Annotated in this window: 12 protein-coding genes and 5 tRNA genes; all 17 read right to left on the bottom strand. The window is 67.8% G+C overall.

The window, feature by feature from the left end; genetic code table 11:
* Positions 1-137: 137 nt before the first annotated feature.
* Positions 138-4430 (bottom strand): DNA-directed RNA polymerase subunit beta', encoded by a 4293-nt coding sequence (gene rpoC / locus LRG10_RS12285; RefSeq protein ID WP_201241649.1) that lies wholly within the window; start codon positions 4428-4430, stop codon positions 138-140.
* Positions 4431-4608: 178 nt separating this feature from the next.
* Positions 4609-8754, bottom strand: a complete 4146-nt coding sequence (rpoB, locus tag LRG10_RS12280; RefSeq protein WP_238634094.1) for a DNA-directed RNA polymerase subunit beta — start codon at positions 8752-8754, stop codon at positions 4609-4611.
* A 215-nt stretch (positions 8755-8969) separates the two neighbouring features.
* Positions 8970-9356, bottom strand: a complete 387-nt coding sequence (gene rplL, locus LRG10_RS12275) for a 50S ribosomal protein L7/L12 (protein WP_201169248.1) — start codon at positions 9354-9356, stop codon at positions 8970-8972.
* A 64-nt stretch (positions 9357-9420) separates the two neighbouring features.
* Entirely contained in the window at positions 9421-9948 is a 528-nt protein-coding gene (gene rplJ / locus LRG10_RS12270; protein ID WP_201169249.1) for a 50S ribosomal protein L10, read from the bottom strand.
* Positions 9949-10227: 279 nt separating this feature from the next.
* Positions 10228-10923 (bottom strand): 50S ribosomal protein L1, encoded by a 696-nt coding sequence (gene rplA, locus LRG10_RS12265; RefSeq protein ID WP_201241646.1) that lies wholly within the window; start codon positions 10921-10923, stop codon positions 10228-10230.
* Positions 10924-10926: 3 nt separating this feature from the next.
* Complete coding sequence (gene rplK / locus LRG10_RS12260; protein WP_201169251.1) at positions 10927-11358, bottom strand: 50S ribosomal protein L11; 432 nt, start codon at positions 11356-11358, stop codon at positions 10927-10929.
* 80 nt (positions 11359-11438) lie between these two features.
* Positions 11439-11972 (bottom strand): transcription termination/antitermination protein NusG, encoded by a 534-nt coding sequence (nusG, locus tag LRG10_RS12255; RefSeq protein ID WP_011813669.1) that lies wholly within the window; start codon positions 11970-11972, stop codon positions 11439-11441.
* 3 nt (positions 11973-11975) lie between these two features.
* A complete protein-coding gene (gene secE, locus LRG10_RS12250; RefSeq protein WP_201169253.1) occupies positions 11976-12353 on the bottom strand; it encodes a preprotein translocase subunit SecE in 378 nt (125 codons plus the stop codon).
* A 57-nt stretch (positions 12354-12410) separates the two neighbouring features.
* A tRNA-Trp gene (locus LRG10_RS12245) sits at positions 12411-12486 on the bottom strand.
* Between the two features lie 58 nt (positions 12487-12544).
* A complete protein-coding gene (gene tuf / locus LRG10_RS12240; protein ID WP_238635713.1) occupies positions 12545-13735 on the bottom strand; it encodes an elongation factor Tu in 1191 nt (396 codons plus the stop codon).
* A gap of 64 nt (positions 13736-13799) precedes the next feature.
* Positions 13800-13875: transfer RNA gene (locus LRG10_RS12235), tRNA-Thr, on the bottom strand.
* 39 nt (positions 13876-13914) lie between these two features.
* Positions 13915-13988, bottom strand: a tRNA-Gly gene (locus tag LRG10_RS12230).
* Between the two features lie 63 nt (positions 13989-14051).
* A tRNA-Tyr gene (locus LRG10_RS12225) sits at positions 14052-14136 on the bottom strand.
* Positions 14137-14184: 48 nt separating this feature from the next.
* Positions 14185-14260: transfer RNA gene (locus tag LRG10_RS12220), tRNA-Thr, on the bottom strand.
* 21 nt (positions 14261-14281) lie between these two features.
* The gene (locus LRG10_RS12215; RefSeq protein ID WP_201169257.1) at positions 14282-14824 is read right to left on the bottom strand and encodes a hypothetical protein; all 543 of its coding nucleotides are present in this window, start codon (positions 14822-14824) and stop codon (positions 14282-14284) included.
* Complete coding sequence (locus LRG10_RS12210) at positions 14824-15591, bottom strand: type III pantothenate kinase (protein WP_201169260.1); 768 nt, start codon at positions 15589-15591, stop codon at positions 14824-14826. The genes LRG10_RS12215 and LRG10_RS12210 overlap by 1 nt, the downstream gene beginning before the upstream one ends.
* On the bottom strand, positions 15588-16565 hold the full coding sequence (locus LRG10_RS12205) for a biotin--[acetyl-CoA-carboxylase] ligase (RefSeq protein WP_238635712.1): 978 nt from the start codon (positions 16563-16565) through the stop codon (positions 15588-15590). The genes LRG10_RS12210 and LRG10_RS12205 overlap by 4 nt, the downstream gene beginning before the upstream one ends.
* Positions 16566-16674: the final 109 nt, after the last annotated feature.

Genomic DNA, 16674 nt, shown 5'->3' with positions numbered 1-16674 from the left:
CCGTACCGACCCAAAAACGACAGGCCGGATGGCCGGCCTGTCGAAGACGCGGCATTCTAGGGTGATCCCGCGCCCTTGTCAATGACACGCCCCGGGACCACCCCGGGGCGCACGGCTTGCGTTGCGGTTGCTCGGGGCTATTCGGCCTCGGGCCCGGCCTCCTCGCCGGAGGGACCGGAATCCGCGCCTTCGCCCTGACCGAGCGAGGCGAAGACCTCCTCGGCCTGCTGCTCCGGCGTCGCCACCGGACCGGGGGCCTCCTGGCGCCGCGCGGCGTGGTAGGCGAATCCGGTGCCCGCCGGGATGAGCCGGCCGACGATGACGTTCTCCTTCAGGCCACGCAGGTCGTCTCGGATGCCGCGGGTCGCCGCCTCGGTGAGCACCCGGGTGGTCTCCTGGAAGGAGGCCGCCGAGATGAACGACTCGGTGGACAGCGACGCCTTGGTGATGCCCAGCAGCGACGGCTCCCATTGGGCCGGCTGCTTGCTCTGCGCCTCGAGCCGCTCGTTCTCTTCGAGCAGCTTGGCCCGGTCGACCTGCTCGCCCTTGAGGTAGAGCGAATCGCCCGGGTCGGAGACGATGGTCTTGCGCAGCATCTGGCGGACGATCACCTCGATGTGCTTGTCGTTGATGCCCACGCCCTGGAGGCGGAAGACGTCCTGGATCTCCTGGACGATGTACTCGGCAAGCTTGGTCACGCCGAGCAGCCGCAGGATGTCGTGGGGGTTGGGCTCGCCATCGGCGATGGTCTCGCCCTTCTCCACGTGCTCGCCCTCGAAGACGGTGACGTTCCGCCACTTGGGGATGAGCTCCTCGTGGGTCTCGCCGTCGGCCTTGGTGATGATCAGCCGCTGCTTGCCCTTGGTCTCCTTGCCGAAGCCGACGGTGCCGGAGGCCTCGGCGAGGATCGCCGGCTCCTTGGGCTTACGCGCCTCGAACAGGTCGGCCACCCGCGGCAGACCGCCGGTGATGTCACGGGTCTTGGACGCCTCCTGCGGGATGCGCGCCAGGGCGTCACCCACGCGGACTTCGGCGTTGTCCTCCAGCGAGACAATGGCACCAGCCGGCAGGTAGTAGTGGGCCGGGATCTGCGTGCCGGCGATGTTCAAGTCGTTGCCGTCGCCGTCGACGAGCTTGATCATCGGGCGCAGGTCCTTGTAGGCGACCCGCTCCTCGGTGACCTTGCCGTTGGCGTCGGTGACCTGGCGCTTGTGCTCGCCGGTCCCGCGACTCTTCGGATCGGTGACCACGAGGCTCGACAGGCCGGTGACCTCGTCGACCTCACGCTGCACGGTGACCCCCTCGACGAAGTCGTGGAAGCGGACGTACCCGTCCACCTCGGTGACGATCGGGTGGGTGTGGGGGTCCCAGTTGGCCACCACCTGGCCGGCCTCGACGGGATCCTCGTCGCCGACGCTCAGCACGGCGCCGTAGGGGATCTTGTAGCGCTCGCGCTCGCGGCCGTACTCGTCCATGACGGTGAGCTCACCGGAGCGAGAGACGGCCACATAGCTGCCGGAGTGGTGCTGCACGGTCTTGATGTTGTGCAGCCGCGCCTTGCCGGTATTGCGCACCTCCACCTGGGAGACGGCGGCCGCCCGCGAGGCGGCACCGCCGATGTGGAAGGTGCGCATGGTCAGCTGCGTGCCAGGCTCGCCGATGGACTGCGCGGCGATGACGCCGACGGCCTCGCCGATGTTGACGCCATGGCCACGGGCCAGGTCACGGCCGTAGCACTTGGCGCAGACGCCGTGGCGGGTCTCGCAGGTGACCGCAGAGCGGACCTTGATCTCGTCCACACCCATCCGCTCAAGGCGCTCGACCCAGTCCTCGTCGAGCAACGTGCCGGCCTCGACGGCGATCTCGGTGCTGCCGGGCACCGCCACGTCCTCGGCCACGACGCGGCCGAGCACCCGCTCGGCGAGGGTCTCGACGACGTCCCCGCCCTCGATGATCGGGGTCTGCACGAGGCCATCGGTGGTGCCGCAGTCTTCCTCGGTGACCACCAGGTCCTGCGAGACGTCCACCAGGCGGCGGGTCAGGTAGCCGGAGTTGGCCGTCTTGAGCGCCGTATCGGCCAGGCCCTTCCGGGCGCCGTGGGTGGAGATGAAGTACTGCAGGACGTTGAGGCCCTCGCGGAAGTTGGCCGTGATCGGCGTCTCGATGATCGAACCGTCGGGTTTGGCCATCAGGCCGCGCATGCCGGCGAGCTGGCGGATCTGCGCGGCCGAGCCACGGGCACCGGAGTCCGCCATGATGAAGATGGAGTTCAGGGACTTCTGCTCGGTCTCGTTGCCCTCGGCATCGATGACCGTCTCCTTGCCCATCTTCTCCATCATGGCGCCGGCGACCTGGTCGTTGGTGTGCGCCCAGATGTCGACGACCTTGTTGTAACGCTCGCCGCTGGTAACGAGCCCGGAGGCGTACTGGTCCTCGATCTCGCGGACCTCCTCCTCGGCCGAGCGCAGGGCCTCCTCCTTGTCCGTAGGCACCTCCATGTCGTCAACGCCGATGGAGACGCCGGCCTTGGTGGAGTAGAAGAAGCCTGTGTACATCAGCTGGTCGGCGAAGATGACAGTGCCCTTGAGGCCGACGCGGCGGTAGCAAGCGTTAACCAGCCCGGAGATGCCCTTCTTGTCGAGCTCGCGGTCGACGGCCTCGAAGGGCAGGCCGTCAGGGACGATGTCGAACAGCAGGGCACGCCCGATGGTGGTCTGCCGGCGTTGAACGCGCTCGACCAGCTCACCGGTGTCGTCGAAGACGCGCTCGCGGACACGCACCTCGATCCGCGCACCGAGTTCGGCGGCGCCGGTCTGGTAGGCGCGGTGGACCTCTTCGACACCGGACAGCCGCATCCCCTCACCGCGGGCGTTCACGCGCTCGCGGGTCATGTAGTAGATGCCCAGCACCACGTCCTGGGAGGGGACGATGATCGGCTCCCCCGAGGCCGGCGAGAGGATGTTGTTGGTGGACATCATCATCGCCCGCGACTCGAGCTGCGCCTCGAGCGACAGCGGCACGTGCACCGCCATCTGGTCGCCGTCGAAGTCGGCGTTGTAGGCGGTGCACACCAGCGGGTGGAGCTGGATGGCCTTGCCCTCGATGAGCACCGGCTCGAAGGCCTGGATGCCGAGGCGGTGGAGCGTCGGTGCGCGGTTGAGCAGCACCGGATGCTCGCGGATGACCTCGTCGAGGATGTCCCAGACCTCGCCGGTCTCACGCTCGACCATCTTCTTGGCCGCCTTGATGGTGGTGGCCAGGCCGCGGCGCTGCAGCTTGGAGAAGATGAACGGCTTGAACAGCTCCAGCGCCATGCGCTTGGGCAGGCCACACTGGTGCAGGCGCAGCGTCGGGCCGACCACGATCACGGAACGGCCGGAGTAGTCGACGCGCTTGCCCAGCAGGTTCTGCCGGAAGCGCCCCTGCTTGCCCTTGATCATGTCGGCCAGGGACTTGAGCGGGCGCTTGTTGGTGCCGGTGATCGCCCGGCCGCGGCGGCCGTTGTCGAGCAGGGCGTCGACGGACTCCTGGAGCATGCGCTTCTCGTTGCGCACGATGATGTCCGGTGCGGCCAGCTCCAACAGCCGCTTGAGGCGGTTGTTGCGGTTGATCACCCGCCGGTACAGATCGTTGAGATCCGAGGTGGCGAAGCGACCGCCGTCGAGCGGCACCAGCGGGCGCAGGTCCGGCGGCAGGACCGGCAGGACGGTCATGATCAGCCACTCGGGCTTGTTGCCGGACTCGAGGAACGCCTCGAGCAGCTTGAGCCGCTTGGACAGGCGCTTGATCTTGGACTCGGAACCGGTGGCCTCGATGTCGTCACGCAGCCGGCGCGCCTCGGCCTCCAGGTCCATGCCCTTGAGGATCTCGAGCACCGCCTCGGCACCCATGCGGGCGTCGAACTCGTCGCCGTGCTCCTCGACGGCCTCGAGGTACTGCTCGTCGGTCAGCAACTGCCCCTGCTCGAGCGGGGTCATGCCGGGCTCAATGACGATGTACGCCTCGAAGTAGAGCACCCGCTCGACGTCGCGCAGGGTCATGTCCAGCAGCAGGCCGATGCGCGACGGCAGGCTCTTGAGGAACCAGATGTGGGCCACCGGACTGGCCAGGTCGATATGGCCCATGCGCTCGCGGCGCACCTTGGCGACGGTCACCTCGACACCGCACTTCTCGCAGACCACGCCCCGGTGCTTGAGCCGCTTGTACTTGCCGCACAGGCACTCGTAGTCCTTCACCGGGCCGAAGATCTTGGCGCAGAAGAGCCCGTCGCGCTCCGGCTTGAAGGTGCGGTAGTTGATGGTCTCCGGCTTCTTGACCTCGCCGTAGGACCAGGAACGGATCATCTCGGGCGATGCCAGCCCGATACGGATCGCGTCGAAGTCCTCCAGCTGAGCACCCGGCTGCTTGAAAAGGTTGAGAAGATCTCTCATGTCTGCTGCCCGCTCGCGCGTTGATCTCAGGTCGCCGCCGCTAGCCCGGCGGCTCGGACCCCGGGGCATCGGCCCCGGGCATCTGAATCGGTACGCCAGCGCTCAGGCGACGTCCGGCCACGGCCCCCGAAGGTCACCGTCACCGCGGCCGCCGCACGCCCGGCGCTGAGCGCCGCTGTCAGTCGTCCCTCTCCAGTTCGATGTTGATGCCCAGGGAACGGATCTCCTTGACCAGGACGTTAAACGACTCCGGCATACCGGCCTCCATGCGGTGGTCCCCGTCGACGATGTTCTTGTACATCTTGGTCCGGCCACTGACGTCGTCGGACTTGACGGTGAGCATCTCCTGCAGGGTGTACGCCGCACCGTAAGCCTCCAGGGCCCAGACCTCCATCTCGCCGAAGCGCTGACCACCGAACTGCGCCTTGCCGCCCAGCGGCTGCTGGGTGACCAGCGAGTACGGCCCGGTGGCGCGGGCGTGAACCTTGTCGTCGACCAGGTGGTTGAGCTTGAGCATGTACATGTAGCCCACCGTCACCGGCCGGTCGAAGGCATCGCCGGTGCGCCCGTCGTAGAGCGTGGTCTGACCCGACTCGGGCAGGCCGGCGAGCTTCAGCCAGCGCTTGATCTCCGCCTCGTTGGCGCCGTCGAACACCGGCGAGGCCACGGGCACGCCGCCGCTCAGGTTGCGGCAGAGCTCATGGAGTTCGGCCTCCGTGAGCGTCTCGAGTTCCTCCTTGCGCCCGGAGGCGTTGTAGATCTCGGAGAGGTAGCCGCGCAGCTCCTCGGCCTGGGCCTGCTGCTCGAGCATCTGCCCGATCTGGTGGCCGAGCCCACGTGCCGCCCAACCGAGGTGGGTCTCGAGCACCTGCCCGACGTTCATCCGCGACGGGACACCGAGCGGCGACAGGACGACCTCCACCGGCGTGCCGTCGTCCATGAAGGGCATGTCCTCTTCGGGGACGATCATGGAGATCACGCCCTTGTTGCCGTGGCGGCCGGCGAACTTGTCGCCGGGCTGCAGGCGGCGCTTGACGGCCAGATGGACCTTGACGGTCTTGAGCACGCCCGGAGAGAGGTCGTCACCGGCCGTGATCTTCTCCTTCTTCTCCTGGAAGCGACGCTCGAAGCGGTCGTTCTGGGTCTCCAGCTGGTGGCGCACGGCCTCGAGCTGCTGGTTGACCTCCTCGTCGCGCATGCGGATCTCGAACCAGCGCTCACGCGGCAGGTCCTGCAGATACGCCTCGGTGACCTCGGCGCCGCTGCCCAGCCCCTTGGGACCGCCCTCGGCAACCTTGCCGACGAGCAGCTTCTCGAGCCGGGCGTAGGCGTCGTCCTCGAAGATGCGCTTCTCGTCGTCGAGGTCCTTGCGCACCCGGGCAATCTCCTCGCGCTCGATGGCGCGGGCGCGCTCGTCCTTCTCGACGCCGTCGCGGGTGAAGACCTGGACGTCGATGACGGTGCCGTCCATGCCGGTGGGCACACGCAGCGAGGTGTCCTTCACGTCGGAGGCCTTCTCACCGAAGATCGCCCGCAGCAGCTTCTCCTCCGGCGTCAGCTGGGTCTCGCCCTTGGGCGTGACCTTGCCGACGAGGATGTCACCGGCCTTGACCTCCGCACCGATGTAGACGATGCCCGACTCATCGAGGCGGGAGAGGGCCGACTCGGAGACGTTGGGGATGTCGGCGGTGATCTCCTCACTGCCGAGCTTGGTGTCCCGGGCGACGCAGGTCAGCTCCTCGATGTGGACGGAGGTGTAGCGATCCTCCTTGACCAGCTTCTCGGAGATGAGGATCGAGTCCTCGAAGTTGTAGCCATTCCACGGCATGAAGGCGACGAGCATGTTCTGGCCCAGGGCCAGCTCGCCCATGTCCGTGGACGGCCCGTCCGCCAGGGCGTCGCCCCGGGCGACGTGATCGCCGACGTGTACCAGCGGCTTCTGGCTGAAGCAGGTGTTCTGGTTGGAACGGGTGTACTTGGTCAGGCTGTAGATGTCGACGCCCGGCTCGCCCGGGGTGGTCTCGTCGTCGTCGACGCGCACGACGATCCGGCTCGAGTCGACCTGCTCGACGACGCCGCCGCGCTCGGCGGTGACGATGACGCCGGAGTCACGGGCGACGGTGCGCTCCATGCCGGTGCCCACCAGCGGCTTGTCGGCACGCAGCGTCGGCACGGCCTGGCGCTGCATGTTCGCACCCATCAGCGCGCGGTTGGCGTCGTCGTGCTCGAGGAACGGCACCAGCGAGGCGGCCACCGACACGATCTGGCGCGGCGAGACGTCCATGTACTGGACGCGGTCCGCCGTGGCCATGGTGAACTCGTTCTGGTGACGGCACGAGATCAGGTCGTCGGCAAGGTGGCCGTTCTCGTCCACGCGGGCGTTGGCCTGCGCGATGACGTAGCGCGACTCCTCGATCGCCGAGAGGTACTCCACCTGATCGGTGACCTGACCGTCGACGACCTTGCGGTAGGCGGTCTCGAGAAAGCCGTAGCGGTTGGCCTGGGCGTAGACGGCCAGCGAGTTGATCAGGCCGATGTTCGGCCCCTCCGGCGTCTCGATCGGGCAGACGCGACCGTAGTGGGTCGGGTGCACGTCACGGACCTCGAAGCCCGCCCGCTCGCGGGTCAGGCCGCCGGGGCCCAGTGCCGAGATGCGCCGTTTGTGGGTCACCTCGGAGAGCGGGTTGTTCTGGTCCATGAACTGCGACAGCTGCGAGGAGCCGAAGAACTCCTTGATGGCCGCGGCCACCGGCTTCGCGTTGATCAGCTCCTGGGGCATCAGCCCCTCGCTCTCAGCCAGGGAGAGGCGCTCCTTGACGGCACGCTCGACGCGCACCAAGCCGACTCGGAAGACATTCTCGGCCATCTCACCGACGGAGCGCACGCGGCGGTTGCCCAGGTGGTCGATGTCGTCGACCTGGCCGTTGCCGTTGCGGATGTCGATCAGCTCGCGGAGCACGTCGAGGATATCGGAGCTCTCGCCGTAACGCTCGAGCAGGTCAGCGGCGTCCTTGTCCTCGTTGCCGAGGCCCGCGAAGTACTTGCCGTCGAAGAGGATGCCCGGGCCACGGACCTCGTCGCGGCCGACGCGCAGGTTGAACTTCATCCGCCCCACCGGCGACAGATCGTAGCGGTCGCTGGTGAAGAACAGGGTGTGGAAGAGGTTCTCCGCGGCGTCCTTGGTCGGCGGCTCGCCGGGACGCATCATGCGGTAGATCTCGACCAGCGCCTCCATCTGGCTGCGGGTGGCGTCGGCAGCCAGGGTGGTGGACATGTACGGGCCGCGGTCGAGGTCGTTGACGAACAGCGTCTCGATCTCGCGGATGCCGGCGTCGAAGAACGACTGGGTGATCTCCGGCGTCAGCGTAGCGTTGGCCTCGGCGAGGAGCTCGCCGGTGGCCGGGTCGACGACGTCGTGGGCGAGGATCTTGCCGGTGAGGTAGTCCTCGGGCACCTCGAGCTGCTCGACGCCGGACTTCTGCAGCTGCTTGACGTGCCGCGCAGTGACCCGCCGGCCCGACTCGACGATGGTCTCGCCGCCGGCGACGATATCGAAGCTGGCGGTCTCGCCGCGCAGGCGCTCAGGCACCAGATCGAGCACGACCTTGTTGCCGCTGCCCAGGTGGAAGCGGTCGGTATCGAAGAAGGCGTAGAGCATCTCCTCGGGCGTGTAGCCGAGGGCACGCAGCAGGATCGTCGCCGGCAGCTTTCGCCGGCGGTCGATGCGCACGTAGATCGTGTCCTTGGGGTCGAACTCGAAGTCGAGCCAAGAGCCGCGGTACGGGATGACGCGCGCCGAGAAGAGCAGCTTGCCGGAGGAGTGGCTCTTGCCCTTGTCGTGGTCGAAGAAGACACCCGGCGAGCGGTGGAGCTGGTTGACAATCACGCGCTCGGTGCCGTTGACCACGAAGGTGCCGGTGGAGGTCATCAGGGGCATCTCGCCCATGTAGACCTCCTGCTCCTTGATGTCCTTGACGCCGCCGCCCTCCTTGTCATAGAGCGCCAGACGCACCAGCATGCGCAGCGGCGCGGCGTAGGTCAGCCCACGGCTCTGGCACTCCTTGACGTCGAACGGCGGGTCGCCGATGCGGTACGAGACGTACTGCAGTTCGGCGTTCCCGGAGTGGCTCTGGATCGGGAAGACCGACCGGAACGCGCCCTCGAGGCCTACCTCGGTGTCGCGCTCGTCTTCGCTGACCTCGTCCTGCAGGAACTGCCGGTACGAGTCGACCTGGGTCGCCAGCAGGTAGGGGACATCGAGGATATTCGGGAGCTTCCCGAAGTCCTTGCGGATGCGCTTCTTCTCGGTGAACGAATAGGCCATCGGGCTTCCTCAGCGCTTGAGCAGCTTCTCGAACCAGACCGCGGATTCCCGCGGACAGCGTTGCCAAAGGGACCGCTCCGGGCGTAACGTTGCCTTGTCAGGCGCCCCGAAGGGTCTCTGCGTTATTCGGTGATGCAGTATCAACAGGCGAAGGCCGGCGGCCTCCCGGCCGCCAGCCCGCGCTTACATCCGCTTGGACGGTTGCTCGGTCCAGCTCACTTGAGCTCGACGCTCGCCCCCGCCTCTTCCAGCTTGGCCTTGATGTCGTCGGCCTCTTCCTTGGAGGCGCCTTCCTTGATCGGCGCGGGGCAGCCCTCGACGACCTCCTTCGCCTCCTTCAGGCCCAGGCCGGTCACGCCGCGCACGGCCTTGATGACGCCGACCTTGTTGTCGCCGTGGGAGCTGAGGATCACGTCGAACTCGGTCTGCTCCTCGGCGGCGGCGCCCTCGTCGCCGCCACCACCGCCGGCAGCGGGCGCAGCGGCCACGGCCGCGGCCGCGGTGACGCCGAACTTCTCTTCCATCGCCTCGATGAGCTCCACGACCTCCATGACGCTCATGTTGGCAATGGACTCAAGGATCTCGTCTTTCGAAGCGGCCATCTGTGTCTCTCCTATTCAGTAATCAGCGAGTGGACCCCTGCGGGTCCGGTGGCGTATGGCCAGGTCAGGCAGCCTGCTTGGCGTCGCGCACGGCGGCCAGGGTCCGCACCAGCTTGCCCGGCACCTCGTTGGTGGTGGTGGCGAGCTTCTGGACCGGGGCACGCATGGTCGCCATGAGCTTCGACAGGGCCTCATCGCGGGTCGGCAGGCTGGCCAGCCGCTCGAGGTGCTCGGCACCGTACAGCGTGCCGCCGAACGCCACGTTGCGCACGACCAGCGCCTCGTTCTTCTTGCGGTAGTCGCGCACCAGACGCGCCGCCGCACCCGGGTCGTCCTGCGAGAACGCCAGCAGGAGCGGCCCGTAGAAGCCCTCGGTCATGCATTCAAAGTCGGTGCCGGCCACTGCCCGCCGGGCCAGGGTGTTCTTGACCACGCGGAGGTAGACGCCCTGCTCACGCGCCTGGGCGCGCAGCTCGTCCATCTCCCCGGCAGTCAGGCCCCGGTACTCGGCGGAGACCGCGGTCAGGGCCTCTTGGGCCACCGCAGCCACCTCCTGCACCATCGCCTTTTTCTGCTCCAGACTCAGTCCCATCGTCTGTCTCCTGGGAAGGTTGATCTCCTCGGAAGTCGCCTCCCGGGAGCCGATGGTGCGCACCCCGTGGTTGGGATACGCGAATCGACTCTCTCGAGTCGGCTTCACGGTGGCGAAGTGCAGGCTCCTCGCTTGCGCCACCGTCTACGCAGGCGGGTCTCCCCTTTAAGCCCCGCAGGGCACCGGCGGTCTCGGACGGCTGTCGCTGTCAGACAGCCGGGCCGGCCTCCGTGCCGGCCAGGTCCGGCGGGCCGCAGCACGGCCCGCCAAGGTTCCGGATCACACTCCGAGGGTGCCCTTATCGACGCGGACACCGGCGCCCATGGTCGAGGACACGGTGACCTGCTTGATGTAGACACCCTTGGAGGTGCTCGGCTTGAGCTTGTTCAGGTCGGCCAGCAGCGCGTCCAAGTTCTCGCGCAGGGCCTGGTTGTCGAAGTTGGCGCGCCCGATCGCGGAGTGGATCACGCCCCCCCGATCGGTGCGGTAGCGCACCTGCCCGGCCTTGGCGTTGCGCACGGCGCCTGCGACGTCGGCGGAGACGGTGCCGGTCTTCGGGTTGGGCATCAGCCCGCGCGGGCCGAGGACCGGACCGAGCTTGCCGACCACCCCCATGGCGTCCGGCGAGGCGATCACCACGTCGTAGTCGAGCTCGCCGCCCTGCATGCGCTCGGCCAAGTCGTCCATGCCGACGGCGTCGGCACCCTCGGCCTGCGCGGCGTCGGCGTTCTCGCCCTGGGCGAAGACGGCCACGCGCATCGACTTACCGGTACCGTTGGGCAGCACCGTGGAGCCGCGGACGATCTGATCCGACTTGCGAGGATCGACGCCGAGGTTAACCGCAACGTCGATGCTCTCGGGGAAGCGCGCCGTGGCCAGCTCCTTCACCAGAGCCAGCGCCTCGTCCACCGGATAGGCTTGGTTGCGGTCCACGCGCTCGCGAATCTGCTTCTGCCGCTTGGTCAGCTTGGCCATGGCTTAGACCCCCTCCACGTCGATGCCCATGCTCCGCGCGGTACCGGCGATGGAGCGCACCGCCGCGTCCATGTCGGAGGCGTTCAGGTCCGGCCACTTGGTCCGGGCGATCTCCTCGAGCTGATCGCGCTGGACGGTGCCGACCTTCTTGGTGTTCGGCGTGCCCGAGCCGCCCTTGGCGCCAATGGCCTTGAGCAGCAGGATCGCGGCCGGCGGGGTCTTGGTAACAAAGGTAAAGCTGCGATCGGAGTAGACCGTGATCACCACCGGGATCGGCAGGCCGGCCTCCATCTCCTGGGTCTGGGCGTTGAACGCCTTGCAGAACTCCATGATGTTCAGGCCGTGCTGACCGAGAGCGGGACCCACCGGCGGGCTCGGGTTGGCCTGCCCGGCAGGGACCTGCAGCTTGATATAAGCTTCGATCTTCTTCGCCATGCTTGCGTGCTCCTGTCACGGGTGCGAACGCCGGGTGAGGGCTCCCCGTGGGGTGAGACGCGCCGGTCGGCGCGTCGCGGTTACGTTTTCTCGACTTGGCTAAACTCGAGCTCGACGGGCGTGGAGCGGCCGAAGATCAGCACCGCAACACGCAGGCGGCTCTTCTCGTAGTTGACCTCTTCCACGGCGCCGTTGAAGTCGGTGAAGGGACCGTCGGTGACCCGCACGATCTCGCCGACCTCGAAAAGAACCTTGGGGCGAGGCTTCTCCGCGCCCTCCCGGACCCGGCTAAGGATCTGCTCGGCCTCGCGGTCGGAGATGGGCGCGGGGCGATCGGGCCGCCCGCCAATAAAGCCCATGACCCGAGGCACCTCTTTAACCAGGTGCCAGGTGTCGTCGTCGAGCTCCATTTGCACGAGGACGTAGCCCGGGAAGAACTTGCGCTCACTCTTGCGCTTCTGCCCCTCGCGCATCTCGACGACTTCCTCGGTGGGCACGAGGATCTCACCGAACTTGTCCTCCATGCCCGCGCGCCGTATGCGCTCCTGGAGGGAACGCTGGACCTGCTTTTCAAAGCCCGAGTAGGCGTGGATTACATACCAGCGCAGTGCCATGGATCAGCCTCCGTGGCCGGTGATCATGCCGACCAGCCAAAGCAGGAGCAGGTCCATCAGCCAGAGGAAGATCGCCACGATGATCACCACCGCGGCGACAATCAGCGTGGTCTGCAGGGTCTCCTGCCGGGTAGGCCAGACGACCTTGCGCACCTCCTGCTTGGCCCCCTGGGCGAACGACCAGACGTTCCGCCCCTGCGCGGTGGTGGCAAGGATGGCGACGGATACGCCGACGACGGCCAGCAGGCCGGCGACCCGATAGAGGAGGGGCTCGTCACCGAAGACGTAGAACCCGGCCACGGCCCCGAGCGCGAGAGCGATGGCTACGACCCACTTAACGACGTCAAGCGGGGATTTCGCAGTCTCTGCCTTTGACTTCATGGACCCTGCTACCGAAGCGGTCCGGCGAGCCGTGCCCGCCGGACCGCGTCGTGAAGTTGGCAGGCCAGGAGGGACTCGAACCCCCAACCTGCGGTTTTGGAGACCGCTGCTCTGCCAATTGAGCTACTGGCCTGGTGTTTGATGACCTGAGGGTGCGGAGTTATACCACCCACACCCCCGGTCTGGCAAGATCAGTCGATGATCTTGGAGACGACGCCGGCGCCGACGGTGCGGCCGCCCTCGCGGATCGCGAAGCGCAGGCCGTCCTCCATGGCGATCGGGGCGATCAGCTGAACCGTCATCTTGACGTTATCGCCCGGCATCACCATCTCGGTGCCCTCCGGCAGCGTCACCGTACCCGTGACGTCCGTCGTCCGGAAGTAGAACTGCGGACGGTAGCCGTTGAAAAACGGCGTGTGCCGGCCACCCTCGTCCTTGCTCAGGACGTACACCTCGGCCTCGAAGTGCGTGTGCGGCGTGATCGACTTCGGCTTGCACAGCACCTGGCCACGCTCGACGTCGTCGCGCTTGATCCCGCGCAGCAGCGCACCGATGTTGTCACCCGCCTCGCCCTGGTCGAGCAGCTTGCGGAACATCTCGACGCCGGTGCAGGTCGTCTTGCGCGTCTCGGTGATGCCGACGATCTCGACCTCTTCACCGACCTTGATCACACCGCGCTCGACCCGGCCGGTGACCACCGTGCCGCGACCCGAGATGGAGAAGACGTCCTCGATCGGCATCAGGAAGTCGCCGTCAACCGGACGCTCCGGCTGCGGGATGTGCTCGTCCATGGCCTCGACGAGCTTGATGATCGCCGGACGCCCCATCTCCGAGTCGTCGCCCTCGAGCGCCTTCAGTGCCGAGCCGGTGACCACCGGGATGTTGTCACCGTCGAAGTCGTAGTCGCTCAGCAGCTCGCGGACCTCCATCTCGACGAGCTCGAGCAGCTCGGCGTCGTCGACCATGTCGGCCTTGTTCAGGAAGACCACGATCGCCGGGACACCGACCTGACGGGCGAGCAGGATGTGCTCACGCGTCTGCGGCATCGGGCCGTCGGCGGCGGAGACCACCAGGATCGAGCCGTCCATCTGCGCCGCGCCGGTGATCATGTTCTTCACGTAGTCGGCGTGACCCGGGCAGTCGACGTGGGCGTAGTGGCGGCTCTCCGACTCGTACTCCACGTGCGCGGTGGCGATCGTGATGCCGCGGGCACGCTCCTCCGGCGCGTTGTCGATCTGATCGAACGCACGGGCGTCACCGCCGTGAGCCTCGGCGAGCACCTTGGTCAGGGCCGCAGTCAGCGTCGTCTTGCCATGGTCCACGTGACCGATGGTGCCGACGTTGATGTGCGGCTTCTTGCGCTCGAACTTTTCCTTGGACATGGACGGCTTCTCCCCGTGTTCGCTGATGTTTTGACAGGGCGTCTGCGTGTTGCGCCGTGAAAAATGGAGCCCATAACCGGACTCGAACCGGTGACCTCTTCCTTACCAAGGAAGTGCTCTACCTGCTGAGCTATATGGGCCCGCTGAACTGGCTATGCCGCCTGCGGCGGCCAACTGCCTGGAGCGGGTGATGGGAATCGAACCCACGTCATCAGCTTGGAAGGCTGAGGTTCTACCACTGAACTACACCCGCAGAACCCAAACGCCGTCGTTCGTACCCGCTGCCCGCCCGCCGGCGTGGCGCCGCTTTTCTGTCTGGTGGAGGGGGGAGGATTCGAACCTCCGAAGGCTAAGCCAGCAGATTTACAGTCTGCCCCCGTTGGCCGCTTGGGTACCCCTCCGGATACAGGATGCGAAATTATGCAGATCCGTCCGGATTCTGTCAACGCTGGAGCTGGCGACAGGATTCGAACCTGCGACCCGCTGCTTACAAGGCAGCCGCTCTACCAACTGAGCTACGCCAGCCCAATCACCGGAGCATCGTAATCACCATTGGAGCGCATCGCAATGCACCGGGCGCCACAAGGTCCCGAAACGGACCACCGACAGGCGCGATGCGGGGGCGCGCACGACCACGCGGGCCGTGGTACGGGTGCGGTAGACGGGCTCGACGGTGGTCTCGATCCCGACCCGGGCGAGATTCGCGGCACGGCGATCGGCCTCGACGCGCTTCCGGTGGGTGCCGTAGGAGACGGTGGGCCGGCCGTCGGCGCCACGGGCCAGGGCGGCGCTGAAGCCCGCCCCCTCCGCGGTCCGGATCCGCTCACGGGCGCGATCCAGGCGCAAACGCTGCGGTGCGGCCACCCGGTAGCCGACCTGCTTCTCGTGGACCCCCTCCTCGCTGCCGGCGATGTAGCCGCGCTGGCGCAGGCTGGCCACCAGCTGCACGGCCCGCTGCCGGTCCGCTGTCCACGGCGTGGCGTAGCAGCCCGCCTCGCTCTCTCCGCGCGGGACAAGCTCCAAGGCCGGGGCCGGCCCAGGCAGCGTCAGCAGCAGCGCAACCGGCAGCAGCCAGCGGCGAGCGAACATCAACGCGGGGCCTCGTGGGTACTCCAGTGCAGCAGACCCTCCAGCACCAAGTGGGGCCGGTGACACCAGCCCGGCCCGAGCGCCGGAGCGAGTTCGTCGGCGCCGCCGCCGGTGAGCAGCCGTTGCGAGCCGTCCGGGCAGGCGGCCAGAATCGCCTCGGCCAGAGCGGCGACGGCGGCCGGGGTGCCAACACCGATACCGGCGCGGATCCCGTCGGCGGTGGAGCACGCTGGCAGCTCCGGGCTGGCCGCCGGGCCGGGATCGGGCAATCGGGCAGTGCCCCGGGCCAACGCTTCGTGGAGCAGGCGCAGACCCGGGTAGATGGCGCCGCCGACGTGTCGCCCGTCGGCGTCGAGGCCATCGACGGTGATGGCGGTGCCGATATCGACGATGCAGGCCCCGCCGGGGCTTCTGGCCCGCGCGCCGATGAGCGCGGCCCAGCGGTCGACACCGAGCTGCTCCGGTCGGTGGTAGGCGTTGATGACGCCGGCCGCACTCGCGGTGCTGGCCAGGTGGTGGACCGGTACGGGCCAAGCGCGCTGGAGCGCAGCGTCGAGCTCACGCTGCCAGGCGCGGGAGAGCACGCTGGCGACACAAATGCGTGCGGGCGCCGCGGCGTCGCCAAGGCCATCCCGCAACGCCGAGACGACGCCTTCGGGCCCGGAGGCTTCGGCATAGGCCAGCCGTCCGGTCCGCCACGGGGCGGGAGCGGGCGGAACCGCGGCCCACTTGACCGCACTGTTGCCGAGATCGAGGAGCAGCTTCATGATGCGCTCCGGTGCAGGTGCGCCTCGCCGCTGGCGAAACAGGCCAGGCCGCGCTCGGTCTCCACACGCAACCGACCGTGCTCATCAATCCCCCGGGCCACGCCGCTGGTCGTGCGTCCGCTGCCCTCTAGGTGCACGGTCCGGCCGGCAAGGGCATCCACTGCCTCCCATCCGACGAGCAGCGGGGCCAGGCCGTCGCGCTCGAAGCGCCGCGCGCCAACGGCCACCCACGCCGCCACCGAGCCGGCCAGTGTCGAGCGTTCGGTGCCCGGCACCTGCGCGTCGGTGATTGCGCCGGGCGACAGCCCCCGGTGATCGGTGGCCGCCGGCACATAGCGGTTGAGCCCGACCCCGATCACCACCCGACAGGGGCCCAGAGGGTCACCACGCAGTTCGGTGAGAATGCCGCCGATCTTGCGGCCGGCGACGAGCAGGTCGTTGGGCCACTTCACCTGAACCGGCACCCCCAGGGGGCGGAGCCCCTCAGCAAGCGACACCGCCACGCCCAAGGCCAGGGGGGCCGGCGGCTCGGGGACCGTCGCAAAGTCGTGGACCACTGAGAGATAGATGTTGCCGAGCGGAGACACCCAGGCCCGCCCCAGCCGCCCGCGCCCGGCACACTGCCCCTCAGCGAAGACGACCCCGGTGCCCCGCTCAGCGGTCTGCAAGGCGTGCTCGTTGGTGGATGCGGGGCGGTAGAGGCACTCGAAACGCGACGGGTCGGGGCCGCCGGCGGCCACCCAGGCCTGTCGCGCCCGTACCGCGTCGAGCGGGTCATAACCGCCGGGGATGCGGTAGCCGCGGCCACGTACGGCGTCGATGCGCAGTCCAGCCTGACGCAGGCGCGCCACGGCCCGGGCCACGCCGGCCCGTCCGATACCGAGCGCCTCGCCGAGCGCTGTCCCGGAGGCGAAGCGCCCGTCGCTCAGTGTGCGCAGGAGCCGGGTCTCTGTGTTCTGATCCAGGTGTTGCACGGCCTCGGTACCCCGTCCCAACCTTGCCGGCGTGGTATACCGTACCCTTATACCGAAGACCCTATAAAAAAACCCCCGGCTCCATTGAGGAGACGGGGGTTTTTCGGTG

Origin of the sequence: Halorhodospira sp. 9628, from assembly GCF_022228075.1 — a bacterium.
GTDB classification, from domain to species: Bacteria; Pseudomonadota; Gammaproteobacteria; order Nitrococcales; family Halorhodospiraceae; genus Halorhodospira; species Halorhodospira halophila_A.
This window is presented reverse-complemented; position numbering and strand designations above follow the sequence as displayed.